Below are 26,565 nucleotides of genomic sequence, written 5' to 3' on the forward strand. Positions count from 1 at the left end.
ATCAGGCTCCTTCCTTGGCGGCAATTTTAATAGCGGCACGTATGCGTGGATAAGTCCCGCATCGGCAAATGTTGCCTGCCATCGCGGTGTCGATCTGTTCATCATTGGGATGAGGATGTTGGCCAAGTAAAGCGCATGCCGACATGATCTGGCCGGACTGGCAATAACCACACTGCATGACTTCATGGTCGAGCCAGGCTTTCTGGATCGACTTACCAGCTGAAGTTTCACCCACCGCTTCAATGGTGGTGATTTTCTTATCACCGATTGCCGAGATCGGGAGTACACAGGAACGGGCTGCCTGACCATCAATATGCACGGTGCATGCGCCACATTGCGCGATACCACATCCAAACTTGGTCCCTGTCAGCCCGATGATATCCCTGATCACCCAAAGGAGAGGCATATCGTCTGGAGCATCCACCTGGTGGGGGGTGCCGTTAATATTCAGTGTCGCCATAGTCGGATCTTCCTTGAAAGAAGTGCATCACTGAGTGATGTCTTTATATTAAATCTGATTTTATTTACAACATTAGAGTGGATGAATTCAAACTTCTAATCAAGCAGAAATTTATTAAATCATTGCCTAAAACAATATTCCTGCCTCTATCAATTTGAAATGATAGAGGCAGGAATTCGAATGAAGTTTGAATTATCTCCACTTTGCGGGAGATATAGATGGGTGAAAAGAGGAGTTCAGTCCGTTACGGATCTGGACAATTGTCGGTAAGCTAATCCGCTGAGACTGATGGAATTTTATGGATACTTAAATCTGCACCATCAAACTCTGACTCGGCATCCAGGCGAATGCCGACCAGTTTTTTCAATACCCCATATACGATTCCGCCGCCTATCAGTGCTACGACCACACCGGTCAGGGTGCCAACTAACTGGCTCATAAAGCTGACGCCACCCATCCCGCCTAAACTGGCACTGCCGAAAATACCGGCAGCAATACCACCCCAGGCACCACACAATCCGTGTAGTGGCCAGACACCCAACACATCATCAATTTTCAGGCGGTTTTGCGTCACGGTAAACGCCCAGACGAAAATAACACCAGCTACGCCACCAGTGACTAATGCACCTAGTGGATGCATCACATCAGAACCGGCACAGACGGCGACCAGGCCAGCCAAAGGGCCGTTGTGCACAAAGCCAGGGTCATTTTTACCTAATACGAGTGCAGCCAGGGTACCTCCGGCCAAGGCCATCAGGGAGTTGACGGCAACCAGACCTGAAATGTTTTGGATAGCTTGCGCGGACATGACATTAAAGCCAAACCAGCCGACGGTCAGTATCCATGCGCCTAATGCGAGGAAAGGAATATTGGAAGGGGGATAGGCGTGCAATCTGCCTTCTTTAGTGTAGCGCCCAGTGCGGGCGCCTAGCAGCATCACCGCTGCTAAAGCAATCCAGCCGCCCATCGCATGTACCACAATCGAACCGGCAAAGTCATGGAAGCTGGCGCCAAAGCTGGACTTTAACCAATCCTGGAAACCAAAATGGTTGTTCCAGGCGATCCCTTCAAAAAAGGGATAGACGAAACCGACAATCAGGAAGGTCGCTGCCATTTGCGGATTAAACTTGGCGCGTTCGGCAATGCCACCGGAAACAATCGCGGGAATGGCTGCGGCAAAGGTTAACAAGAAAAAGAATTTAACGAGGTCATAACCACTTTTAGCTGCCAGGACATCAGCACCATTGAAGAAATTGATGCCATAGGCAATGCTGTACCCAATGAAAAAATAGGCAATGGTGGATACACAAAAATCCACCATAATTTTGACTAATGCGTTGACCTGGTTTTTTTGACGCACTGTACCGACTTCCAAAAATGCAAAACCAGCATGCATCGCCAGCACCATAATGGCCCCCAGTAATACAAACAAGACGTCATTAGCGGACACTAATGCTTCCATTTTCGCTCTCCGAATTTAATTATATAAAGATGACGTTTTGCCTTCAGGCACGCCTTTTTTAAAAATTCGCAGTGAATAAGCAATTATCAGACCATTATCACCTTATTGATTTTAAAGGATAAAGTTTTAGATGTGCCCGTAAAATGCACCAATACTGAACCTTATAAAGTGCATTGCACTTTTTTAGTGCAATTATGGATCACATGATTTCGGAGGGCTGAAGCTGCCTGAACATCTCTTCTGCATCTGGATGTGCGGCCCAAAAATAGTAGAACTCACGCACCGCATTCAAAAATAAATGCCGGGTATGTTTGAGGTTAAATAAGGGCAAAGTGGCATCCGCGGTAATCCGGAACGCATTTTTCTCCGACAGCGGCGCATCACGCAACCTCAGCAACATTAACTTGGCCATACGTGTACGTACTTCAATATCCATATCCTGTTTCTGATCCATGGATTTAAGCGCTTTAACGTAACCATTCAGTGCCCATAGTTCTGAAGTGGCGAATTTTTCAGCTTGCAAAGCCGGCCATACCGATTGCAGATCAATGACGGCAGGTTGCCAGCCGATAAGATGTAACTCAAAGCCGACAGTATCCGCATATTGCATGACCGCTTTGACATCGCCACGCCAGAAAGGATAAAACTCGCGGATAATGGTCAGCAGCTCAGGCCAACGTTGTGCAGGTTGGTCTTCGAGATAGTCATCCACCGCTTTACGGTAAACTGCACTGGTTGACTCTTGATTTTCCAGCATTGGGCACAATTCACTCAATATGGCATCGCGCTGTGCCATGATGGCTTCATCCGCTCCCTTGGCATGCAATAAATTATAATAAGCCTGGATAGCGTCTGTTTCGCGTGATGAACTCATAGCAAACTGTAGTGAATTTGAGGATAAGGAATGAAGATTTTGGAACGGACTCACTTGTATCATACACCCAAATGCGGCTCCGGCTCACAGGAGAAATCGAATGGCTGAATGGTCACTGCTGGCACTCATGATCGCTGGCGCCTGGTTCTGGATGGACTCTGTTTCCAAACGGGAAATCGCCCTGAAAATCGGCCGCCAACTGGCTGATCGCTGCAACTTGCAATTTCTCGATGAAACCGTTGCCTGCTCTCGTGTTGGCTTCGCGCGCGATACCAATGGCCGCGTGCAGATATTACGCACTTATACTTTTGATGTCTCCAGCCATGGTATTGAGCGCATGGCCTGTCATTTGCAATTACGTGGCGGGCAGCTGGTAGCCTGGCATATTCCGCCTTACGCGACCCAATAATGCGAATTGGACGGTTTGCCCCCTCACCTACCGGCCCCTTGCATTTAGGCTCGCTGGTCGCAGCGGCCGCGAGCTATTGCGATGCCAAAAGCCATGACGGGAAATGGCTGTTGCGGATTGAGGATGTAGATCAAACCCGCAAAATGGCAGGTGCCAGTGAAGAGATCATCCATACCCTGGAACATTATGGGTTTGTATGGGATGACGAAGTCATCTACCAAAGCCAGCGAACCGCATTATATGAAGAAGCGCTCACCCGGCTTCGTCACAAAGACCTGGCTTACCGCTGCACCTGTTCCCGCAAGGAAATCGCAGATTCCAGCACCATGCATGGTATTGAAGGAGCCATTTATCCCGGCACCTGCTTAGCACACCCGATAAAACATGACTCTATGGCAGCATGGCGCCTGAAAACAACTGAATCACTGATCAGCTTTCAAGACCTTGTTCAAGGCAGAATTCAGCACAATATGGCGTGGGAAATTGGCGACTTTGTCATCAAACGTTCCGATGGTTTATACAGCTACCAGCTTGCCGTCGTAGTCGATGATGCACTGCAAGGTGTTACGCATGTGGTACGCGGTGCTGATCTTCTCAACTCCACCACCCGTCAGATTTATCTGCAACAACTGTTAGGCTATTCAACACCAGTGTACGCGCATATCCCGCTGGTATTGAATGCAGATGGGCAAAAATTGAGCAAGCAGACGCTCGCTAGATCACTGCCTAAAGATGAAGTCATTCCGACGTTACTGGAGGCTTTCAGTTTTTTACCTTATCTGCCCACGCCTCCGCGAGCCTTTAAAACCCTCCCCGAGTTGTGGCAATGGGCACTGGAGAACTGGCAACCTTTTGATAGCGTTGAGTGACTTAGATTACCAACCATTTACTAATGATTGATACCTGTTATCAATTTAATTATTATTGCGATAAATTTTAAAACGATTACACCAATGAAAACTCTCTCATCCATGAAGTTAACCTCTCAGCCAATCCTCAACGCATTAGGTTTGCTTTTAAGCTCCTCTATTCTGTCAATATCAAGCCTGGCCGCAGCGGAAAGTAGCCCACAGGAATTAAAAGAAGTGGAAGTCACTGCAGAAAAGGAAAGTGATACTAAACCGGTTAAAGGTTACCAGGCCAAACGCTCTACAACTGCAACCCGTACCGATTCCGAGCTTGTAAACGTCCCTCAAGCCATTACCGTCATCACACGTGATTTTATCCAGGACCAGTCGATGCAGAGCATTGCGGATGCTGTACGTTATGTTCCTGGCGTGCAGGCGGCACAAGGGGAGGGAAACCGCGACCAGTTGGTACTGCGCGGCAACCAGACCACGGGCGACCTGTTCGTTGATGGCTTGAGAGATGACATTCAGACATATCGCGACCTTTACAACACAGACCGCATCGAAGTACTCAAAGGCGCGAACGGCATGATTTTCGGACGCGGCGGTGCAGGTGGCGTGGTTAACCGTGTCAGCAAAAAAGCTGGTTGGGACCCTGTCAGGGATATCAGTGTAAGTTACGGCAGTTTTGAGCATCGCCGCATTGCAGCAGATTATGGACAAGGCCTTTCCGATGAACTGGCGTTCAGGCTGAATGCAGTCTACGAAAATTCAAACTCTTACCGCGATGGGGTTGAACTCAGACGCTACGGTTTCACGCCGACCTTTACCATCAGACCTGGCGACAAGACACAGATTGAACTGAGTGCCGAATACTTTAAAGACGAGCGGATTGCAGATCGTGGCGTGGCTTCTTTCATTGGCACTGATGGCAGCAACTTGAATAATCGACCCTATCGCATCAGCGACTATGATAAGTTTTTTGGCAATGCAAGATTAAGCCCGACCGAAACTGAAACTGTCGCATTTAATGCCGCCATCACACATGCTTTTGACAATGGTGTACAGGTTAAAAACAGCACCCGCCTGGCTTATTATGACAAGTATTATCAAAACGTATATGCCAGAAGTAGTGTGACTACCGCGGGTACCGTCCAGTTAGGGGCTTACCGGGATAATACAAAACGTGAGAACCTGATCAATCAGACCGATATTACTTATTCTGCGCACACCGGTAATGTTGAACACAAATTATTGGCAGGGGCAGAGTTAGCCGCACAAAATACAGACAATAAGCGCCTGACTCCTGCTGGGGGTGAAAATCTACCCGGAAATTTCGCAGTAGCTAACCCAACTACATCCAATGTTGCATTTACTACAACCTCCAGGAACCAGACTAGCGATTTCACGGTAGCTGCGTTCTACCTGCAAGACCAGATTGTATTCAACCCTCATTGGCAAGCCATCGTGGGATTACGCCACGACCACCTTGAGACACGTTACTCGGACTTGAGGACTGGCACCAATATAGAGGTATCAAATAATTTGTTATCTCCACGCGCAGGACTGATTTACAAGCCAACCGAAAACAGCTCAGTTTATGCCAATTACAGTATTTCTTACGTGCCACGGGCTGGCGATCAGCTGATTGGGCTGACTATACCGGCCGGGGCCTCGCAACCTTTCAAACCAGAAAAATTCATCAATAAAGAAATCGGTGCGAAATGGGATGCGACCCAAAATCTTTCTTTGACAGCTGCTGTATACAAATTGGAAAGAGAAAATGTACAGGCCGCTGATCCTAGTAATACTGGAAACTCGATTTTGCTGGACGGTCAGGAAACTATCGGTCTGGAACTGGGTGCTTCAGGCCGGATTACCGACCAATGGCTAATCATGGGCGGGTTCACTTTGCAGGATGGAGAGATCACCGAGACACTGCCCAATACGCCAGCTACCAGCGTCATCAATAAAGGCGCACAACTCGCCATGACGCCAACGCGTACTTTCTCCCTATGGAACAAATACCAGATCAATGACATATGGTCAGTCGCTTTGGGTGTAGTAAGCCGCTCCGAAATGTATGCAGCGACGCCTACAGCTGGCAGCAGCACCCTCCTGCCGGGCTATACACGTTTTGACGCTGCCATTTTTGCAAAAATCAGCCCCCGGTGGGATGCGCAAATCAATATTGAGAACCTGACCAACAAAGACTATGCGCTTTTTGCACACAACAACAATAACATTACTCCTGGCGCGCCCTTGAACGCACGGGCGGCACTCAACTACCACTTCTGATCAAATCTATCTTTTCAGCCCGCTTCGAGCGGGCTTTTTAATTTACAGCATGGAATGGCCTGGCTTCAATGTTAAAATAAGCGACATGACTGAAGACCTATTACATCCTTTTATTTTTGAAAACTCCGCGGTGCGCGGCAACGCTGTACACTTGAATCAAAGCCTGTTTAACGCACTTGAACACCAGCCATTACCGCCTGCTTTGAAAAAAGTCATGGGTGAGTTCATGGCTGCCAGCGTCCTATTAACTTCTACGCTTAAAATGCAGGGCAAGTTGATTTTACAACTGCAAAGCCAGGGTGCATTGCAGTTACTGGTGGTTGAATGTACTTCTGAACTTGATATCCGTGCTACGGCTAAAGTGCACGAAGAGTTACACGGCGACACATTGAGCGACTGGCTTGAACAAGGACATTTAGTGATTACGCTGATGCCGGAGGAAGGCGAGCCTTATCAGGGTATTGTGCCAATTGAAGGTGACAGCATTGCCAGCATGCTTGAAAACTACATGCTCCGTTCCCAGCAAATCGACACCAAATTGTGGCTGACGGCCGAAGGTGATAGAGCCGCTGGTTTACTGGTGCAAAAACTGCCGCAACAACAAGAGCACGATCTGGATCACTGGAATCGGGTGCAGCATTTGGCTAACACGGTGTCCGATCACGAGTTGCTCGATTTAGACACCGAAACATTATTACAGCGCCTGTTTGTTGAAGAAGATATACGATTGTTTGAAGCGCGTGATATCCGTGCTTTTTGCAGCTGCTCACAAGCCAATGTGGCTAATATGCTGCAGCTATTAGGCCTGGCTGAAGTACGCAGCGTTCTCGACGAGCAAGGCAGCATTCAAATCCAATGCGATTTTTGTAACAAGCAGTATGTAGTTGATGAGCAGGAAGCGCTGGCTCTATTTGATGACAACGATGACCATGCAGTGACACATTAATCAGCGCACCAGGTGGGTTAGCTTAACCTGGTAAACGCTGACGTTGGCATTCGAACAAGGCAACTGCCGTCGCCGCTGCGGCATTCAGGGACTCTAGCGCTAATACACCTTCGTGCGCCATCGGGATGCTGACACACACATTCACCGCATTCTGCAATACGTCCGAGATACCGGCACCTTCGTTACCCACCGCGAATAACACCGGGCCGTTTAAAGCCTGGTTGTAGAGGCTCTCTCCCTGCATCGTCAACGCCAGAGTTTTACCAGCGAACTGCCGTACAATATCAACGGCATCCACATTTTCGACTAACGGCAATACCAGTTGCGCACCTTGGCCGCCACGTAACGCTTTTGGTGACCATGCATCGGTACAGCCTTTTGTCAGATAAGCAACCTGCACCCCGGCAGCGGCAGCCGTACGTAATATGCTGCCTAGATTACCGGGATCCTGAATATTCTCAATCAACAAGGCGAAATCTATGGTTTCCGGCAACGCCATCTGAGGCACAGGCACTAGTGCCATGATGCCACTGCTGCTGGAAACCGGCGTCAGATCAGCGAACATCAGCGTCGGCAGCATGATGGTATCCACATCCACCAGGTGCTGCATCAGGTGGGACGCCTCCAGGCTGCTTTTACCCTCAGGAATAATCATCAGCTGTGGCTCGCCTTGCGTTTGCAGGTAGCCTTCGATCAAATGCACGCCTTCCAGCAATGTTAAGCCACTGCTTTTACGTTCGCGGGCATTATCGGCCAGCTTACGCAAGTGTTTGTAGACGGGGTTATCGCGTGAAGTGATATGTTTAAATGCCATGCCAGCATTGTACGTGAGTCAGGCATCCAGTGACAGGCTCAGGCCTGACTGCAAGGAAAGTCGCCTCTGGATTCGCGTATAATTCAGACTATGACCAAGAAACTTGATTTAGAACGTATTCTGCAACGACAAGGCTTCGGCACACGTAAAATGTGTCGCATCCTGATTACTAATGAAGAAGTGACCGTGAACGGAGAATTGTGTAATGACCCGGACGCCACTTTTGCACTTGAAAACCTGCAATTCACCATCGCAGGCCAACCGTGGGAATACCGCGAGCATAGCTACCTGATGATGCACAAACCGGCACATTATGAGTGCTCGCACAAAACGCAATTTCACCCTACCATCTACTCTTTACTGCCGCCGCCACTGGTTGAACGTGGCATTCAATGCATTGGCCGGCTGGACGAAGATACCACTGGTTTGATTTTACTTTCGGATGACGGCCAGTTTATTCATAAGGTCAGTTCACCTAAGCACCATGTCCCAAAAGTCTATGAAGTGAATTGCAAACACCCAATCAGTGACGAGGATCTGCAAGGCTTGCTAGCCGGCGTAAAGCTGATAGACGAAGACCAAACGATTGCGGCCCTCGAAATTGCACGCGTCACGGAATCGATTATTCAGATGACTTTGACAGAAGGTAAGTATCACCAGGTTAAACGTATGATTGCTGCGATTGGCAATCGTGTTGAGTACCTGAAGCGTATCAAAATCGGACGCCTTGAATTACCACCGGATCTGCAGCCTGGCGAATGGCGCTGGTTAACTGAACAAGATCTGGCAGCCCTTAAGCCTTAATCTATAAAGAAATTCAGCAAATTAAAATTAACTATCAGAAAGCGCTTTATGACCTGGTTGATATTGGTAATTGCCGGTTTATTTGAAACTGCCTGGGCGATCGGATTGAAATATACCGATGGCTTTTCACGTTTTTGGCCATCGTTCTGGACCATAGTCGCAATGGTCATTAGCGTATGGTTATTAGGGCTTTGCGTAAAAACTTTACCGGTAGGCACTGCCTACGCTATCTGGGTTGGCATAGGTGCGGTCGGCACGGTCATCTTAGGTATTTTTCTATTTAACGAGCCAGTCTCTGCTTTGCGTATCACAAGCCTACTATTGATCATTGCAGGGATGGTCGGCCTTAAACTCGCTAGCTGACAAGATAGCCAGAGTGATAGGCCGCCGTGATTTGGCGGCCTTGCTTGCGCAAATTGAATCTTAATCGTGCTTGTGACCACGGCCATGATGCCCGTGTCTCTTGCCTTTTTTACCACGATAGCGTTTCCCATGAGGCTCAGGTTCATCGATCTCTTTTCCAATCACCGCACCACCCGCGCCACCTAAACCTGCCCCCACCACTGCGCCTGTCGTAGTTCCACTCACAGTACGCCCAACCGCAGCTCCGGTTGCACCGCCTGCCGCACCGCCAATGATAGCGCCAGTTTTACCACCGCGCCTGGTAGTGACGGCACCCCCTAACCCACCGCCAACAGCACCACCGACGATCTCACCAGTGCTACCGCCAAGTACACTGCCTACTGCGGTTCCCGCCGCAGCACCTAATCCGCCACCGAGACCCGTTTCCACGTTACCAGCCATGGCTGTTGCTGACAACAATGCCATGACTCCTGACATCATGCACGCGGTTGTAAATTTCATTTTTTAATCCCTTATCGCCTGTTTCAATGTGTGTTATTTTAAACTGTAATTTATTTTCAATTATTGGTTTTTATAATGCTTTATGACTGTTAACAACCTTTTAGCTGGTTTATTTATACTGATCAATTTGAGCGGTTGCTCAGAACCCATGCCGCCGCAAGCGTCACAAACTATTGTGCGAAGTTTTGACCCAGCCCAGTATTTGGGTACATGGTACGAAATTGCGAGATTAGATAATAGATTCGAAAAAGGCCTCGAACAGGTCACCGCAAATTACAGCTTGCAGGCTGATGGCGCAATTAAAGTGGTGAATCGTGGATTTGACCCACAGAAGGGAGACTGGAGCGAAGCAGTCGGCAAAGCCAAGTTTGTCGATCCTGTCAATGCAGATGGCAGCCGAACTGGCCGCTTGAAAGTATCTTTCTTTGGGCCGTTTTATGGCGATTACAATATTCTTATCGTAGATAAGCCATATTACAACTATGCGTTGGTAAGTAGCGGCAAGGACTATCTATGGATTTTGTCACGCACACCCCAACTCACTTACCCGATCAAACAACATTTAATCGCCACAGCAAAAGAGCTTGGGTTTGCGACTAACAAATTATTGTTCATCAGACAAGCCAACCAGGTCGAGTACGAAACCGGTCGACATGTGATGCCCAAGGAGCATTAACTCCTGTTTGGATGAACTTCGGGAGGGTTGCCCCTCCCGATCTGTTCATTGCTGTGATTCTACAGAGTCGCTGGCAGGTGCTGACTTTTCCATCATCGCTGCATCTGAATCTACTGGCACAGCGGCTAACTCATAACGCCATTGACCCAGCACGGCATAGACACCATCTGATTCCTTGGCAATCTGTGTAGCCACTTCAGCGTCTTGTTTAGAACCTACCAATCCTGACAATTGCACTACACCTTTAGCATCAGAATCTACTTGTAAAGTTGAGGTGTCAATACCATGGGTTTGCAAGTTATTTTTAACATTCTGCACCACTGTATCGCTTGGCAAGAAGTTATACATAGGTGTGTTCACTACATCTACAGCCATTGCATTAGCGCTAGCGCCTAGTAATGCTGCAACCAATACGCCACTGCTTAGATAATAATTAGTTTTTTTCATGATGTGTCCTTTCGTTATTTTGTAAATTGTCCATGCAATCAGAAATAAATCGTCAGCACATGTTATTTATACAATTCACCGAAAAAAAAGTGCAAGCTATTTCTTTGGGAGAGGATACATAGCTTGCAAAGGGTGTTTACATTAACCTTCTTTAACTACGATAGCGTTTTTAACGGATTTCACACCTTCTACACCTGATACCAATTCTTCGGCTTTGGCTTTAAGGCTGGCATCAGATACAAAACCACTCAGCAACACTTGACCTTTATGCGTTTCTACGCTAATTTTCAGTGATTTCAGGGCTTCTTCTTCCAGCAGGCGTGCTTTTACTTTGGTAGTGATCCAGCTATCTGACATAGCAGATTTAATCGCTTTTTGACCTGTTTTGGTTTTCAAGTCTGCATACTCGTCATAAGTCAGACTACCGTCACTATCACCATCGAAAGTTTTAAAATCTTTTTGCTTTACACCTTTGTCTGCTTTTGCTTCAGACCAGGTAAGCGTTTCGTTGGCATTTTTATCCAGACTGTTGAACTGTTGCAAATAAGGTTTATCACCGTTTTGAACTTCGTCCAAATCAAATGCAAACGCATTCAATGTAATCGTTGTAGCCAATAAGCCACCAAAAATAACCGCCTGTTTAAGTGTTGTTATAGACATCTTGTCTCCAATTTTACTTTCTAATTCTAGTTAAGTTAACCACAAAAATATGTGATTTGTTGTATAGCTATGGTAGAGAACTGGAGATATTTGGTCAGTCGTCTGATGACTGAAATGGATGTCAGAATATGACTACAATTGAGGCCTGAGCAGGAAGGAATCTCTGAGATACGGCAATAGCACACGCGTGCTTGCGCCTTGCAAAGGGGAACTGAAAATTTCGTAATGGCCGCCAATAGACTCTACGCGATTACGTAAACCGCTGATGCCAGTTGAAGCACTTTTCAACTTACTGGTGTCAAAACCAACGCCGTTATCTGCGATTTCAACTTTGATGTATTGATCATCATTGAGCACATGCACCGAAACCTTTGTTGCCTCGGCATATTTACTACAATTATTCAGGCTCTCCTGTACAAGCCGGTAAATAATCAGGCTCAACGTCTCATTGATCTCCAGGTCTTGCTCTGGCAGGATAATATCCATTTGCCACTGATTTCTGCTCTCTGCTTCATTCAGCAAATTCTGCAGGGAGGCATTCAAGCCAAAGGTTTTTATCATGGATGGATGCAGGTTTTGCACAATCTCACGTTTGAAATTAATACTGCGATCAAGATATTGATTGGTTTTTTTAAGTTTTTCGGTCACTTGCGGCAAGTCATCCTTAAGATGCTTAACCGCCCAGGAAATATCCATTTTGATAGCAGTCAGCAGTGAGCCAAGCTCGTCATGCAACTCCCTGGAGAGCTTGTAGCGTTCACGCTCAACATTGGTTTGCGCTTGCAATGCTTCACCCTGCAGCTTATCGCGCAATGTTTGGACATTAAGTTCGTACTCGGTATTTTCATCGGTAAGGCGTTTATGCAGTTTTGCTTTCTCTGCCAGTTCGCGTAACAAGCGTTTGATCACGAGCACCACGAGCGAAACAAAAATAAGCGGACAAGCCATCACGAACCAGCGCATCATGCGCCGCGTGTTGTTTCGTGCTTCGGCCAACTCAACCCGGTACTCCATCACCTGCTTTTCAAACTGATGTGCCAGCTTCTCTATATTGCGGCTTTCCTTCATCCCTGAATCCAGCTTGATGACAGCTAATGCCTTGTCAAATTGGCGTTTTTTGGCTAAATCAATGGTGACGCTCATCTCGGCTGACTTTTTGGCAATACTATTGATCATTTCAGTCATGATGGTGCGGATCGCCGGATGCTGGGTCAGATTCGTGCGATCCAGCAATTTATTGATATTACGCAAATGCGCAGTGATTTGGCCTGTAGCTGCATCATAAGGTTGAAAGTAAGTGTCTGAGCGGGTAAGCAGATAACCCCGTTGCGCGCTTTCAGCAATCGCAAGATGCGCACGCGTCTGCCAGGTTTCCATGATTAATCGGTCGAGTGTGGTTAACGCATCGGTTTTTTCACTGGTGTTAACGATCAGGCGGTCATTGAATACCAGCATTGCGGCAGCCAGAATTAAGCTGACGGTTAACAGGGCAACAGTATTACCGCCAAAGGTTTCACCAACCTTTTCCATTCGATCCAGCACTGCAAGAAGATACGTTCTAAGATTTTGCATGGTGTGATGATTGCCGATATTGAAGTCAGCAATAAACGGAGCCTGTATTTATGTAGGGAACATATTAAAAACTATTAACCGCATCATAGCGGTGTTATCGGATATCAGCAATGCATAGATGTGCCCTAGCAAGCATTCAGGCGCTTTGTAAGACGATTCTGACTTTCATATAGGTGTCTAACCGATAGGGATGTCCTACAGCCATGGGTACTATTGTTCCATGCTGAAAACACATGGTGCTGATTGGATAGTCAAAATCAGTTAGCATGAATCTGAAACCTTGTATATGCTTGGCTTTCTAACATTTAGCGTTTAGCAGGTTTTATACAACGCTTTTGGTAACAATGTGTTTTTAATTTCCGATCAATATCAATAGGAGTTAATAATGTTTAATTTTTCAAAAGACAATGTTGAACAAACAACCGACCGTTTAGCACAGCAATCTGACCAGGCGATTGAAGAAATCGCGGCACAGGTAAAGACAACGGCAAATGATTTGCTTGATGCGGTACAAGATACTGCGGATACCACACAAGACAAAGCCAAAAATTTAATCCGTACATTGAAAACCAACATTGATCGTTTGACCAATGAAGAGACAGCAGCTTCGATCGCATCTAAAATCACCTCTGGCGCCAGCCGTGTGAAAAACCAGGTGCAGGAAGAGCTCAGCCAGACTTATGACACAGTGAAAGAAAGAACTTCAGATACGGTGCATGAGCATCCACTGGGTACAGTATTGGCAGCCGCTGGTGTAGGTTTGTTGTTAGGTTACCTGCTAGGCAACAAGCGCCGCGATTAACTCAGGGCTAACAAGGGATATCTATGTGGGTTAACCTCCTTAAATTTACAGCTATGTTATTTTTCAATCGCAAAATAACCTCATTGACAGATAATTTGCTGACCATGCGTCATCAGGTTGCCGACTATACAGAAGAGCGTGCAACTCAGATCAAGCAGGATTTTTTGGGGGAAACCGAGCGTATAGCCACCAGTGTCATCGGGATTCTGGTGGTTTTCTCCATGTTTATTTTTACCGGTCTATTAGGTCTGATGTGGCTGTTCTCCTTACTGTGGGAACATCCTAACCGTACTTTGATATTAGGTGTTGCGATGTCCATTCCTGTATTGATAGGCGTGATCGCTTTTTTTGCTGTCCGTAAGGTTTGGAAAAAAAAGAGTCTGTTTGCAGATTCAATTTCCATGATCAGTAGCGATTGGAATTTATTCAGGACTGAAATGGTAAACGAGCAGCCTACAGAGGATCAACCAGCGCCAGCTTCGAATCCTTCACCAAATACTGATACCATACGCTCTGCAACCCGATAACGAGAAATATAATGAAAAGAATTCTTCTGGTCGATGATCACAGTATCGTGCGCGATGGATTGCGCAACTTGATTGAATTGGAATCTGATTTACAAGTGACTGGCGAAGCCAGTTCTGGGGCTGAAGCAATCCAACTGGTACGTGAAAAAGAATTTGATGCCATGGTGCTGGACATTTCGATGCCGGACAAAAATGGTGTCGATACCCTCCATGAATTAAAGCATGTCTCCCCTACCTTACCTGTGCTTGTGTTGAGCGGCTATGCTGAAGACCAGTATGCATTAAACCTGATGCGCAACGGTTGCAAGGGCTATCTCTCAAAAAATGCGGATTCTGATGAAATCATCCAGGCTATCCGTACGGTTGCAGCTGGCAAACGCTATATTTCAGCGGAACTGGCTGAATTGATGACCAATGAACTCAGTCATCCCTCTGAAAAACAATTGCATGAAACACTATCTGACCGCGAATTCCAGGTATTTGTAAAACTGGCGGCCGGACAGACTCCTACAGCTATCGCAGACGAACTATTTATCAGTATCAAAACGGTGAGCACCTACCGTAGCCGCATCTTGGAAAAGATGGCGATGAAGTCAAATGCTGATTTAACTTACTATGCGATTAAATATGGTTTACTCAACTAAAGCCTCATTAAGGGTTTTCACCGTTGAGGCTCCGGCTTTAAAAAATGACTTACCGTCTATCCATCAACATCATCAGGTAGGGCAATGTAGGAGCAGTCTCTACAGTCAGACAGCAAAACTTTTTATACAATATTTCGGGGTAGTGATTGGTTATAATCATGTATAAATTATTGTTAGTTGAAGACTCTGCACTGATTCGTGATGTCATCCTTGAGATGTTGCACGACTGTGACCAATTAGAAATTCAAGATATTGCCACCACGAGTGATGAAGCAATCGAATTCCTGAATTCATCCGAATATGACATGATTGTTCTGGACATTGAACTTGCCGAGGGCACCGGGTTCGATGTTGTTCGTCACGCCAAACAAAAAAATTATCCTTTCAAGAACCCTGATATTGTGATGCTGACTAATCACGGTAATAACTATTATCGCAATCTGGCCAAAGATATGGGCGTTGAGTACTTTTTTGACAAGTCATTGCAGTTTGATGAATGTATGGATGTCATACAAAAACACGCAAGCCAACCTTCCTGAGTCTCACTTTAAAAGATTGTGTAGTGGACAACATGCCCACGATCATCTGTATGCGCCTGCAGTCTTGGGCAAGAATCCACCATAAAAATCCGCTTCATCTTTTTTGCCATCCGTCAGCATTGGTGTGTATATTATTTCTATCAATATTGATCACGGGCTGTGCTTCCATCCCTGATTCAAAGCAAGTGCTTGATGAGCTCAATCCACAAACAAAGACCATAGAAGTTGTTGGCGCAAAGAAACCCCTGCCCCAGCAAAAAATCAACAAAGTATTAAAAAATCTCTCACAGGATGAAAGCATTCGCGCATCACTGGCCGAGCATCTTCACATTGAGCAAGCCATTGCCGGCAATAGTCTATATGCCGACAACAAAGTTACTTTACTGTTTAATGGCGAGGTGACTTTCAGCAGTATGCGTAGTGCCCTGGAAAGCGCGCAACACCATATCAATCTTGAGTATTTTACGTTTGAAGATGTAGATCTTGGCGGGGTCACACTCAAGGCCCTGCTTTTGGGCAAGCTGTCAAAAGGTGTCAGCGTGCACATTATCTATGATGCAATCGGTTCAATGAGTACCCCGCCTGAACTATTTGAGACCCTGAAAAAAGCAGGTGCCAAAATCACCGTTTTTCATCCTGTGCAAGCTGACACCATCATTTTGATTAATCAGCGGGATCATCGAAAAATAATGGTCATCGATGGCAAGGTTGCCATTTTGGGCGGAGTGAATTTAAGCAAAACCTACCAAAGCAAAGGTTCGCTACGTTTCTTCAGCAAGCAAAAATTACCTGAGCTTAACCAGGCCGACTGGCGCGACACCGATATCATGGTGGAAGGCCCGGTGGTGGCCAATATTCAACAGGTTTTTCTAGACCATTGGGACGCGACACAGCCATTGGATGAGTCCAGCTTCTTCCCAACGCTTTCCAAAATGGGCGTACAGTTTGTGCGCGTCATTGCTACCCCTGCCAGTAAGCGAAAAAATACAGATTCACCGTATTACCTTACCCTGATCGCTGCGATTGAGAATGCAGAAAGCCACATTATCCTGAACTCGGCTTACTTTGTGCCTACCGAAGCACAGGAAGATGTGCTGATCGCCGCGGCTGAACGTGGCGTGAAGATATCGTTACTAGTGCCCAGCCTGAGTGATTCAATACTGGCGATCAATGTGCAGCGTTCGCACTATACGCGCCTGTTAAAACATAGCATTGAAATTTACGAGATGCGAGATCAGATATTACATGCCAAAATGATATCGATTGATGGCGTATGGTCTGTGATTGGCAGTTCGAATTTTGATTATCGCAGCGCGGGCATCAATGCTGAAATTGACGTGGTGATTCTGGATAACCAGATAGCCCAAACCCTTGAAAGCCGCTTTCAGGAAGATTTGAAAAGTGCTAAAAAGATCACATTGCAAGAGTGGCAAAAACGCTCTTTATGGCAAATACTCAAGCAGCAATCATCGCGTATTTTTGAGGACATTCTTTAATGATCGGTAAAGACAAAAATGATGAGTAAAGACACATGGGAATTACTCAGTTACGTTGTCACGGTCGTTGGCCTGCCACTGGCGATCATGACCTTCATGCTTGAGCAACGTAAAGAGCGCGAGAATGAAGACGAAGAAGTCTATCAACTGCTTGCCGACAACTATACCGATTTTCTGAAACTGGTCATGGCTCACCCTGATTTGCAACTGCGTTCGCACAGTGGGCCATTAACCATGTCAGCAGAGCAGGAAGAGCGCAAACTGGTATTGTTCGAGATACTTATCTCCTTATTTGAACGCGCATATTTGCTGGCTTATGATCCGGACATGCGTGGAAAGCGCCTGCGTCGCTGGATGTCATGGGAGGATTACATGCGCGAGTGGTGCCTGCGCGAAGATTTCCGCCAGCATTTGCCCAGGCTGCTTGTGGGAGAAGATGCAGACTTTGTTACACACATTACCCGCATCGCCCATGAGGTCAATCAAGTGCGTGTTTGATACTTTTCTAATGCATTACTTTTTTAATGGTGTCACTTTAAAGCCAGCCTGTTTAAACGCCTGAATCAATCCATTATTGCCTGCAAGATGAGCAGCGCCAACGGCTATAAACACCCTACCCTGTTTTGCCTGCTCAAGACCTCGCTCAGCCATTTTCAGATTACGCTCGTCCAGTAATTTAACGCGCATGCGCTGCCATACTGCAGCAGGTAACACACCACGCGTCATCTCATCGTCCATGTTTGCTACCTGGTCAGGATTCCCCGCCAGGTATGCTTTCAACAACTGCTCAAAATCCTTTTCTTTTTGTTTTTGGCTACGCTTAAGTACCGCATGTAACATTAACAACTGCTCGTCCACGGTCAGGCTGTCCATCACGCCGAAATGCTCTTCCGCGCTCTCCAGCCCTATGATGCGTTTATCAAGCTCCTCTGCTTTGGCCTTCAACAAGAAATCTTGCGCAAAAGGTGTCTGCGGTTTCGGCAGGTCAAACAGCACCGCCAATAACCAGGGTTTCATTTTCAGCACCATTTCCAACGGCATGACATGTATATCCGCCAGCTGCGCGACTTGGTCGAGTTCAGCCTCAGATAAATATTGCTTTAAGTCCCCCTGGGGCAATTGCAGTAACCTTGCTGGCGGCGCATCTGCAACCTCCAGCATGAACGTATCTACATTCTTTAATGCTTGCAATACCTTAGGCGAAAAGTCAGTCACACGATTATCATCGGTATGTATAGTGCCAAACAGGTAACTGATCTGGCCGCCCGGCGATTCCAGTTGCCAGAATAAACTCTTTTCAGCAGTGCTACCGTGCTGGCTGAACAACAAAAATATTGTGGCTATCAGCCATAAATATCGCATCACATTCCTCATTTCCAGTGATAGGCAACGATCAACCAGCATCGGCCCAAACGAGCTGACATCCTCTCACACATTCCGTATCAAATCATATGTTTGTATACCTGGATGGTGACTGTTTCTCTTATGAGCACATTGAAGTTGTCACATAAATGATACAGCGCTACCATGTGTTAAATAATATCAACGACAAATTCAGAAAGGCTGCCATGCCAAACCCTCATCGAAATACATCCGGGCAAACATGCCTCAGGCGGTGTGTTGCACACTGCTTCTCATATTTATTCACATTGGAGGAAGTGTGATGAGAAAAAAAGAAAGATTGATTGTGCTGTTTGATGGCACCTGGAATGACCCCTCTGACCTGACCAATGTATTCCAGCTATCGACTTTGATAGAAGAATACGACGGCGAGATCAAACAGCCTTTCTTTTACGAGCCCGGCGTAGGCACGGCACCTGGCGACAAATTACGTGGCGGCCTGTTTGGTTATGGCCTCAGCGAAAACTTGCTTAAGGGGTATGACTGGCTGGTAAGGCATTACAAGGAAGGTGATGAGATATGGGTATTTGGTTTTAGCCGTGGTGCATATACCGCCAGGAGTATGGTCGGGCTGATCCGCAAATGTGGTTTGCTCAAAACTAGTACGCCAAATTTATTGCAACGTGCAGAAGATTTATATCGAGACAAATCGGCGCACCCTGATAGCGATCAATGCCAGGCATTCAGGCACACATATAGCCTTGAGGTTAATGTGCATTTTCTTGGTGTATGGGACACGGTAGGCGCACTGGGTATTCCAGGTACCATGATTTCCGAAAAGGCACTTTATTCCTGGCATGACACCGAACTATCGAAAATCGTCTCCTATGCCTATCACGCCATGGCACTGGATGAAAACCGAGAAGCTTACAACGTTGCCATGTGGACCAATGAACATGGCACCAAAAAACCTGAAAACACCGATGTGGAGCAACGCTGGTTTATTGGTGCGCATGCCAATGTCGGTGGCGGCTATGGCAAGGATCCGTTATCGACGCTGGCACTAGCCTGGATGCTTGAGAAAGCGCGCAATGCCAATTTAAAACTGAAACCTTATGTGGCGCCGACCAATGCCTATTTAACCAAACCGACTGATTCTTATAAAGAGTTTGCTTATGGTATCTATGGCTTTTTCAAAGGTTTGTTCGTAAAAGGCGATGGCCGCTTTTTCCGGCCTTATGAAGTCATACAAAACAATATGCGTTCAGTGAATGTCACTGTGGATACATCAGTAAAGTCAAAATGGGTGGCACAGGCTGATTACCGCCCCCCCACTTTAACTAACGCCAAGATTGATTATCCGTAAGATGAAACCAGCATGGCTGAGCTTAAGATTAATGTTTGCGGCTACCGGGGCCTTTTTTAGGACTGGCATAGCTTTTGGTCTGGTTAAACCCTTTAGGCATCGCTTTCGGTACAAACCGGCTACCATCTGATTGTACAATTTTGGAGAGTACGGCCGGTTGATAGGCAGGTATCAAATGCTTTTTACCATTGCCGATCAAATCTGCCCTGCCCATCTTCTTCAAGGCTTCGCGCAACATCGGCCAGTTTTGCGGGTCATGGTAGCGAATAAAGGCTTTATGCAATTTGCGCACATTGCCTGCTTTGGGTACCGGCACCATTTCTGAATCCTGCGTCACTTTGCGTAACGGATTCTTGCCACTGTGGTACATGGCGGTGGCCATCGCCATCGGCGTCGGTGTAAAGGTCTGCACCTGGTCCAGCCGGAAGTCATTACGCTTCAGCCACAGCGCCAGATTTAAGACGTCTTCATCAGTAGAGCCGGGGTGCGCCGCAATAAAATACGGGATAAGGTACTGTTTCTTGCCGGCTTCGGCACTGAACTTATCAAACATGCGCTTGAATTCATCATAGGCACCCATACCCGGCTTCATCATTTTACTCAGCACATTTTCTTCTGAATGTTCTGGCGCGATTTTCAGGTAACCGCCGACATGGTGCTGCACCAATTCTTTGACGTATTCCGGCGACTTGACCGCCAGGTCGTAACGCAGACCCGATCCGATCAGGATTTTTTTCACGCCGCGCAAGTTGCGCGCCTTACGGTAGAGCTGGATCAAGGCCGAATGATCTGTATTCAGGTTTTCACACACACCAGGATAAACACAGGATAATTTGCGGCAGCTTTTTTCAATCTCTTCCGATTTACATGAAAGCCTGTACATATTAGCGGTCGGCCCGCCAAGGTCAGAGATCACACCGGTGAAACCCTCTACCTTGTCACGGATTTCTTCAATCTCGCGCAGGATGGAATCCTCCGAACGGCTCTGGATAATGCGGCCTTCATGTTCGGTGATCGAACAGAATGTGCAGCCGCCAAAACAGCCGCGCATGATGTTGACTGAAAAACGGATCATCTCCCAAGCCGGAATATTAGCGCCGTTGTAAGCAGGATGCGGTTTACGTGCATATGGCAAATCGTAAACATGGTCCATTTCTTTGGTCGTTAGCGGTATCGGCGGCGGGTTCAGCCACACTTCGCGGTTACCGTGTTTTTGCACCAGCGCACGCGCATTCCCAGGGTTTGCTTCCAGATGCAGCACGCGCGAAGCATGCGCATACATCACAGGGTCGCTGACCACTTCTTCATACGAAGGCATGCGAATCACCTGGCGGTCACGCGGCACCTTGGCGGCTTTGAGTGGCAGCGGCATGCTGATGGTTGGCGCCGCAGCTGCTGCATCGTTACTCTTTTCATCGGTGGCACAACTGGCGTCACTTTTGCCCATTTTCATGGCATAAGGATCTTCATGCTTATCGACAACGCCAGGGCGGTCCAGGCGTGTGGATGGCACCTCAACAAATTCATCCGGCACCTGTTTGCGAATATAGGCGGTACCGCGGATATCCTGGATATCGGCAATGTCTTCGCCACGACCAAGCCTGTGGGACAGTTCAATAATCGCGCGCTCGGCATTGCCATATAGCAACAGGTCAGCCTTGGAATCAATCAGTATCGAGCGACGGACTTTATCTGACCAGTAATCGTAATGTGCTATGCGGCGCAGGCTGGCTTCAATACTACCGATCACCAGTGGCGCAGACGGGTAGGCCTCTTTACAACGCTGCGAATATACCAGCACAGCGCGGTCCGGCCGTTTATCAGAGGCGGCATTAGGTGTGTAAGCATCGTCCGAACGGATTTTACGGTCAGCGGTATAGCGGTTGACCATGCTATCCATATTGCCTGCCGTGACCCCAAAATAAAGATTAGGTTTACCCAAAGCCTTGAATGGTTCGGCAGTTTGCCAGTCCGGCTGGGCAATGATGCCAACCCGGAAACCCTGGGCTTCGAGTAAACGTCCGATCAGCGCTGCGCCGAAACTGGGGTGATCAATATAGGCATCGCCGCTGACCAGGATGATGTCGCAACTATCCCAACCAAGCGCATCCATTTCGGCGCGGCTCATCGGCAGCACAGGCGCAGTACCGAAGCGTTTCGCCCAATAAGGACGATAGCTGCTGACAGGTTTGGCGGTAAGGGAGGTGTAGGTTTCCACGCGAGTGTTCGACAAAAGCTTGAGAACTGCGCATTTTACGCGTTAATCAATTGATTTGAAATAATTTTTTTCAGAAATTCTGTTAAATTCCTCATTAGAGTTTCCTTGTACAACACCTATCTATAGCATCACTATTTACATCATCAAGAGCACATATTTGTATTGCAGCATCCAGGAAAGGCCTGTATAAACGTGTGGATTAAGGAGGGTTTGTTAAATAATATTTACACAAATATACAATGAAACACTACGCACTTTTTAAAAAAATCCTGTTGCCACTGGCTGCGATCAGCCTGACTATCGGACTGATTTCATTTGCCTATATCTTCAATCAGCACCTGGCCAAGATAGAAGCCGAGGCAAATGAAGAAACGCAAAAACTCTCGAACCTGCTGATTACCGCCAGAACCCTGGTGAGTGAACACGTGCTCTCCAGCATGGCATTACTACAGCAATATGCCTCGGTTGAAGGGCAGCCTTCGATTAGTGGCATGACCACCCTGGAAGATAAACAGGTACCCAACCTGTTATTTGGCAATACTCCCCAAACCGGCAAAAGTATCCTGGTCGATTCCGTGACACGGATTGGCAGTGGTACAGCCACCATTTTTGTGAAACGCGACCAGCATTTTTTCCGCATTGCCACCAATGTCAAAAAAGCCGATGGCAGTAATGCGTTTGGCACTGAGCTCGATACCAAAGGCAAAGCAATCACGCAACTGCTCAACAATCAAACCTTTTACGGCGTAGTGGATATTTTGGGAGAAGCTTACCTCTCCCGTTATGAACCCATGCATGACAACAAAGGCCAACTGATTGGCGCCTGGTATGTCGGCTATAAACTGAATTTCAATGCGATCGATCAGGCGATCAGGCAATGGGGGTTTCTGGAAAAGGGCTTTGTCGCCATTACCGATCATCAGGGGAGCATACGTTTCCTGACCGCAGGGGTTAGCCGCCAGCGCGCAATCGGTGCTTTGAATAACACGCATGATGAATGGAAAAAGGTCACGCGCGAAGTCCCTGAATGGGATTTCACTATCAATATCCTTTACCCCGCCAGTGAAGCCTACTGGTCAGCGCTCGGCGCCCTTTCACCCGTTCTGATCATCACACTGGTGGTTGCACTGGTTGCATTGATTGCATTGATCAGCGGCTTGCGTCGCTTTGTCTTAAATCCACTGGGAGGTGAGCCTGAAACTGCCAAGCAACTGCTCATGCGTATCGAAAGTGGGGATTTTGCTGAGGACAACACGACTGCCGAGCCAGGCACATTAATTGCCAATATGGTGAAAATGCGGCGGCGTCTACGGGAAATGCTGAGCCAGATCCAGGCGAATGCCAATCGCCTGAAAATATCCTCCAGCGTTTTTGAGCATGCCACCGATGCCATCTTTATTACGGATGCTCATGGCCTGATTGTGCAATGCAACCCGTCTTTTAGTGCCATCACCGGTTATAGCCAAAACGAGGTCATCGGCAAACCACCGCAGGCGTTTGGCCTGGCTTGTCATGAGCCAGATTTTTTTGAGTCTTTTTATAAACCTAAAACGGTGCAGGAATGGAGAGGCGAAGTATGGAACCAGCATAGACACGGGCAGGAATACTTGACCGAGTTTGAGCTATCTCCTGTGATGAACGAGTCTGGCATTTTTGAGCATTATGTGGGCCTGTTTTCAGATATTACCCATGCCAAGGAACAGCAGAATAAACTCGAACACCTGGCTTACCATGACGCACTGACGCAGCTCCCGAACCGCATATTATTTTCCAGGCGTTTGCAGCATGCCTTGATTGAGGCAGAACGTGAGCAATCTTTAATCGCGATCTGCTACATTGATCTGGACGATTTCAAGATCGTGAACGACCAGTATGGTCATGAGTATGGTGACAAGCTGCTGACACAATTAGCCAGCAGACTCACCGGCATGCTGCGGCCTACTGACACCATTGCCCGCCTCGGCGGCGATGAATTTGCGATGCTGTTATGCGGTTGCCACACCCAAGCGGAGTACACCCGTTTACTCAAGCGGTTATTGACGGCAATAGAAAAACCATTCGCGATCGATAAATTCAAGTTTTCTATTTCTGCCAGTATCGGTTATACCTTATATCCATTTGACCATCATCCGCCCGATACCTTGCTCAGGCATGCGGACCATGCCATGTATCATGCCAAAACACATGGCGGGCACCAATACCACCTCTTTGATCTGGCTTCAGCACAACAGTCGCAACAACAACAAACCTTATTAAAAGACCTGCTGGTTGCCATTCAGCATAATCACATCAGGTTAGCTTACCAGCCGCAAGCCTCCATGCAAACGGGAGAGATTTTCTGTTTCGAAGCACTGCTCAGATGGCAACACCCCGTGCGCGGATTACTCTATCCCAATGACTTTCTTGCATCCGTTGAACATACCACCCTGATTATTGATATCGGTTACTGGGTGATCGAAGAAGGCTTGCGCCAGCTTAGTGAATGGCAGAAACAAGGATTTAACACGCAAGTGTCGGTCAATATCGCAGCCCAGCATTTGATGCACAAACAGTTTACCGAGCAAATCACCAGCCTGCTGCAGAAATACCCGGAAATCCAACCGCAACAACTGCACATTGAAATTACCGAAAGTGCAGCAATCACAGACTTTGCCCGCGTGAATCGTGTGATCCAGCAGTGCCATGCATTAGGCGTCTCTTTTTCGATTGATGATTTTGGTACCGGCTATTCTTCGCTCATTTACTTGCGCCGTTTGCCGGTAGACATCATTAAAATTGATCAATCGTTTGTACACAACATGCTGATCAACCAGGAAGACATGGCAGTGATCAGGAGTGTGATTACACTATGCCGCGAGTTCGGTCGCAAAGTAATAGCTGAAGGGGTTGAAAAAGCCGAGCAGGCCCGTATTTTGCGGTCACTGGGTTGTGACTATGCGCAAGGTTATGGCATCGCGCGCGCCATGCCTGGCAACAAGGTTGTAGAATGGATGAGCAAGCATTCTCCGTATCAATTTGATTGACGCTTATGCAAGAAAGTTATTATCCGCTCCCCGGCGGGCCAGTATTAATCCTTGATCAACACACGCCCTTCCCGGCATTGGATCACGCCCTCAAAGACCCTAACGGGCTGATTGCCATTGGCGGTGACCTGACAGCGGAGCGATTATTGGCAGCTTACCAACATGGTATTTTTCCGTGGTTCAGCCCCGGTGAACCTATATTGTGGTGGAGTCCGGATCCGCGCATGGTGTTATTTCCGGCACAGGTCAATATCAGCCGCTCGCTACGCAAAGTCATTCAGCAACAGCTGTTTGAGATCCGTATCAATACCGCATTTGAGCATGTGATCGAGGGATGTGCAAACACCGCCCGCCCCGGCCAGGACGGCACCTGGATTTCTGACCAGATGGCTCAAGCTTATTCTGAATTGCATAGACAGGGTTTTGCACATAGTGTGGAAGCCTGGCAAGACGACATTTTGGTCGGTGGATGTTATGGGGTGAAGATCGGGCGCATGTTTTATGGTGAAAGCATGTTCCACCATGTCAGCAATGCCTCCAAAGTGGCTTTTGCCCACATGGTGCAATGGCTAAATACGCAACAAGTCGGTATGATTGATTGTCAGATGCATACGCCCTTGCTGGCTGGTTTTGGCGCCTATGAAATCGCCAGAGACCGCTTTATTGACATACTAGATGATCTCGTGAATCAGGATATTACCAATCATAATATGGCTCAAGAATGACGCTGCCTAACGATGCCTCGCTGCAGAAATTGCAGTTTTATGTGACCACGGCTTACCCGTGTGGCTACTTGCCAAAAAAACTGGCGCAGAGCCTGATTGCCACGCCGCAAAACCTGGTGGATGCAAATGTATATAGTGGGTTAATCCAGCAGGGTTTCCGTCGCAGTGGCAAGTTCGCATACCGGCCGCATTGCGAACATTGTAATGCCTGCATTTCGGTGCGTTTGCCAGTGAACGAATTCACGCCCACCCGCAGCCAGCAACGCGCATTTAAAAAACACGCAGGTTTGCAGATCAACATCCTCGAAACCAGCTACCAGCCGGAACATTTTGCTTTGTATCACGCCTACCAGAAGCAGCGCCACGGCAACGGCCCAGATCATGTCGGCGAGTTAGAGGACGAAGCCTCGCAGTACCAGCAGTTTTTATGTCAGACCAATGTCGAAAGTATCATGATCGAATTTCGGGATGACAACAATACGCTCAAGATGGTGAGTGTGATTGACCTGGTGGCAGATGGCCTGTCAGCGGTATATACCTTTTACGACACTACCGACAGAGCCAGCTACGGCACTTACAGTATCCTGTGGCAGATCGACTGGGCCAGGCAGCTTGGTTTACCTTATCTGTATTTAGGTTACTGGATTGCCGATAGCGATAAAATGACTTACAAGCAACAGTTCCAGCCACAGGAGAAACTGATTGATGGCGAATGGGTGAACCTTTAATCTGCAGCATATCCCGGGAAAC

The 26,565-nt window shown here is 47.4% G+C and carries 27 protein-coding genes; 17 read left to right on the forward strand and 10 right to left on the reverse strand.

From position 1 onward, the window contains the following. Position 1: 1 nt before the first annotated feature. The 3 genes from VK958_RS02865 to VK958_RS02875 form a co-directional block, all read right to left on the reverse strand. Positions 2-460 carry a (2Fe-2S)-binding protein gene (locus VK958_RS02865; RefSeq protein ID WP_325238857.1) on the reverse strand — a complete coding sequence of 153 codons (459 nt, stop codon included), beginning with the start codon at positions 458-460 and terminating at the stop codon, positions 2-4. A 271-nt stretch (positions 461-731) separates the two neighbouring features. After that, entirely contained in the window at positions 732-1,922 is a 1,191-nt protein-coding gene (locus VK958_RS02870) for an ammonium transporter (protein ID WP_325238859.1), read from the reverse strand. Positions 1,923-2,121: 199 nt separating this feature from the next. Then, entirely contained in the window at positions 2,122-2,796 is a 675-nt protein-coding gene (locus VK958_RS02875; RefSeq protein ID WP_325238861.1) for a hypothetical protein, read from the reverse strand. A gap of 100 nt (positions 2,797-2,896) precedes the next feature. On the opposite strand from VK958_RS02875, the gene VK958_RS02880 reads away from it, so the two are divergent. From VK958_RS02880 to hslO, 4 genes are all read left to right on the forward strand, one after another. Then, complete coding sequence (locus tag VK958_RS02880) at positions 2,897-3,205, forward strand: DUF3301 domain-containing protein (protein WP_325238863.1); 309 nt, start codon at positions 2,897-2,899, stop codon at positions 3,203-3,205. Then, a complete protein-coding gene (gene gluQRS / locus VK958_RS02885) occupies positions 3,205-4,074 on the forward strand; it encodes a tRNA glutamyl-Q(34) synthetase GluQRS (protein ID WP_325238865.1) in 870 nt (289 codons plus the stop codon). Before VK958_RS02880 ends, gluQRS begins: the two co-directional genes overlap by 1 nt. Positions 4,075-4,176: 102 nt before the next feature. Then, positions 4,177-6,351, forward strand: a complete 2,175-nt coding sequence (locus VK958_RS02890) for a TonB-dependent receptor (RefSeq protein WP_325238867.1) — start codon at positions 4,177-4,179, stop codon at positions 6,349-6,351. 85 nt (positions 6,352-6,436) lie between these two features. Further along, the gene (gene hslO / locus VK958_RS02895; protein ID WP_325238869.1) at positions 6,437-7,297 is read left to right on the forward strand and encodes an Hsp33 family molecular chaperone HslO; all 861 of its coding nucleotides are present in this window, start codon (positions 6,437-6,439) and stop codon (positions 7,295-7,297) included. 22 nt (positions 7,298-7,319) lie between these two features. Here hslO and VK958_RS02900 read toward each other — a convergent pair whose 3' ends face one another. Continuing rightward, positions 7,320-8,111 (reverse strand): TrmH family RNA methyltransferase, encoded by a 792-nt coding sequence (locus VK958_RS02900; RefSeq protein ID WP_325238871.1) that lies wholly within the window; start codon positions 8,109-8,111, stop codon positions 7,320-7,322. Between the two features lie 90 nt (positions 8,112-8,201). On the opposite strand from VK958_RS02900, the gene VK958_RS02905 reads away from it, so the two are divergent. Together VK958_RS02905 and sugE are read left to right on the forward strand one after the other, a co-directional pair. Continuing rightward, positions 8,202-8,915: a pseudouridine synthase gene (locus VK958_RS02905; protein ID WP_325238873.1), complete on the forward strand. Its 714-nt coding sequence runs from the start codon at positions 8,202-8,204 to the stop codon at positions 8,913-8,915. A 48-nt stretch (positions 8,916-8,963) separates the two neighbouring features. Then, complete coding sequence (sugE, locus tag VK958_RS02910; protein WP_325238875.1) at positions 8,964-9,278, forward strand: quaternary ammonium compound efflux SMR transporter SugE; 315 nt, start codon at positions 8,964-8,966, stop codon at positions 9,276-9,278. A 60-nt stretch (positions 9,279-9,338) separates the two neighbouring features. On the opposite strand, the gene VK958_RS02915 is transcribed toward sugE, so the two are convergent. After that, positions 9,339-9,779 (reverse strand): glycine zipper domain-containing protein, encoded by a 441-nt coding sequence (locus VK958_RS02915; protein ID WP_325238877.1) that lies wholly within the window; start codon positions 9,777-9,779, stop codon positions 9,339-9,341. A 148-nt stretch (positions 9,780-9,927) separates the two neighbouring features. Here VK958_RS02915 and VK958_RS02920 point away from each other — a divergent pair, with 148 nt between their 5' ends. Then, a complete protein-coding gene (locus VK958_RS02920; RefSeq protein WP_325238948.1) occupies positions 9,928-10,455 on the forward strand; it encodes a lipocalin family protein in 528 nt (175 codons plus the stop codon). 45 nt (positions 10,456-10,500) lie between these two features. On the opposite strand, the gene VK958_RS02925 is transcribed toward VK958_RS02920, so the two are convergent. The 3 genes from VK958_RS02925 to VK958_RS02935 all read right to left on the reverse strand — a co-directional run bounded on the left by VK958_RS02925 (position 10,501) and on the right by VK958_RS02935 (position 13,134). Continuing rightward, entirely contained in the window at positions 10,501-10,902 is a 402-nt protein-coding gene (locus VK958_RS02925) for a BON domain-containing protein (RefSeq protein ID WP_325238879.1), read from the reverse strand. Between the two features lie 141 nt (positions 10,903-11,043). Continuing rightward, positions 11,044-11,562: a BON domain-containing protein gene (locus tag VK958_RS02930; protein WP_325238881.1), complete on the reverse strand. Its 519-nt coding sequence runs from the start codon at positions 11,560-11,562 to the stop codon at positions 11,044-11,046. A 132-nt stretch (positions 11,563-11,694) separates the two neighbouring features. After that, positions 11,695-13,134 (reverse strand): CHASE3 domain-containing protein, encoded by a 1,440-nt coding sequence (locus tag VK958_RS02935; RefSeq protein WP_325238883.1) that lies wholly within the window; start codon positions 13,132-13,134, stop codon positions 11,695-11,697. A 385-nt stretch (positions 13,135-13,519) separates the two neighbouring features. Between VK958_RS02935 and VK958_RS02940 the strand changes: the two genes are divergently transcribed. The 6 genes from VK958_RS02940 (at position 13,520) to VK958_RS02965 (ending at position 17,640) form a co-directional block, all read left to right on the forward strand. Further along, complete coding sequence (locus tag VK958_RS02940; protein ID WP_325238885.1) at positions 13,520-13,936, forward strand: glycine zipper domain-containing protein; 417 nt, start codon at positions 13,520-13,522, stop codon at positions 13,934-13,936. 83 nt (positions 13,937-14,019) lie between these two features. Beyond that, positions 14,020-14,463, forward strand: a complete 444-nt coding sequence (locus VK958_RS02945; RefSeq protein ID WP_325238887.1) for a hypothetical protein — start codon at positions 14,020-14,022, stop codon at positions 14,461-14,463. A gap of 11 nt (positions 14,464-14,474) precedes the next feature. Then, a complete protein-coding gene (locus tag VK958_RS02950) occupies positions 14,475-15,107 on the forward strand; it encodes a response regulator transcription factor (protein ID WP_325238889.1) in 633 nt (210 codons plus the stop codon). 158 nt (positions 15,108-15,265) lie between these two features. Beyond that, positions 15,266-15,646 carry a response regulator gene (locus tag VK958_RS02955; RefSeq protein ID WP_325238891.1) on the forward strand — a complete coding sequence of 127 codons (381 nt, stop codon included), beginning with the start codon at positions 15,266-15,268 and terminating at the stop codon, positions 15,644-15,646. Between the two features lie 122 nt (positions 15,647-15,768). Next, positions 15,769-17,142, forward strand: a complete 1,374-nt coding sequence (locus VK958_RS02960; RefSeq protein WP_325238893.1) for a phospholipase D-like domain-containing protein — start codon at positions 15,769-15,771, stop codon at positions 17,140-17,142. 18 nt (positions 17,143-17,160) lie between these two features. Continuing rightward, the gene (locus VK958_RS02965; protein WP_325238895.1) at positions 17,161-17,640 is read left to right on the forward strand and encodes a hypothetical protein; all 480 of its coding nucleotides are present in this window, start codon (positions 17,161-17,163) and stop codon (positions 17,638-17,640) included. 15 nt (positions 17,641-17,655) lie between these two features. On the opposite strand, the gene VK958_RS02970 is transcribed toward VK958_RS02965, so the two are convergent. Next, the gene (locus VK958_RS02970; RefSeq protein WP_325238897.1) at positions 17,656-18,504 is read right to left on the reverse strand and encodes a TraB/GumN family protein; all 849 of its coding nucleotides are present in this window, start codon (positions 18,502-18,504) and stop codon (positions 17,656-17,658) included. Between the two features lie 301 nt (positions 18,505-18,805). Between VK958_RS02970 and VK958_RS02975 the strand changes: the two genes are divergently transcribed. Continuing rightward, the gene (locus VK958_RS02975) at positions 18,806-19,849 is read left to right on the forward strand and encodes a DUF2235 domain-containing protein (protein ID WP_325238899.1); all 1,044 of its coding nucleotides are present in this window, start codon (positions 18,806-18,808) and stop codon (positions 19,847-19,849) included. Positions 19,850-19,877: 28 nt separating this feature from the next. Here the strand turns inward: VK958_RS02975 and VK958_RS02980 are convergent, their stop codons facing one another. After that, positions 19,878-22,067, reverse strand: coding sequence for a YgiQ family radical SAM protein (locus tag VK958_RS02980; protein WP_325238950.1), 2,190 nt, complete (start codon positions 22,065-22,067; stop codon positions 19,878-19,880). A gap of 239 nt (positions 22,068-22,306) precedes the next feature. Between VK958_RS02980 and VK958_RS02985 the strand changes: the two genes are divergently transcribed. The 3 genes from VK958_RS02985 to VK958_RS02995 are packed head-to-tail and all read left to right on the forward strand — an operon-like array spanning position 22,307 to position 26,543. Beyond that, the gene (locus VK958_RS02985) at positions 22,307-25,090 is read left to right on the forward strand and encodes a bifunctional diguanylate cyclase/phosphodiesterase (RefSeq protein ID WP_325238901.1); all 2,784 of its coding nucleotides are present in this window, start codon (positions 22,307-22,309) and stop codon (positions 25,088-25,090) included. Between the two features lie 5 nt (positions 25,091-25,095). Continuing rightward, positions 25,096-25,815, forward strand: a complete 720-nt coding sequence (gene aat / locus VK958_RS02990) for a leucyl/phenylalanyl-tRNA--protein transferase (protein WP_325238903.1) — start codon at positions 25,096-25,098, stop codon at positions 25,813-25,815. Continuing rightward, a complete protein-coding gene (locus tag VK958_RS02995; RefSeq protein WP_325238905.1) occupies positions 25,812-26,543 on the forward strand; it encodes an arginyltransferase in 732 nt (243 codons plus the stop codon). The genes aat and VK958_RS02995 overlap by 4 nt, the downstream gene beginning before the upstream one ends. Positions 26,544-26,565: the final 22 nt, after the last annotated feature.

The organism is Methylophilus sp., from assembly GCF_035460085.1.
Classification (GTDB): Bacteria; Pseudomonadota; Gammaproteobacteria; order Burkholderiales; family Methylophilaceae; genus Methylophilus.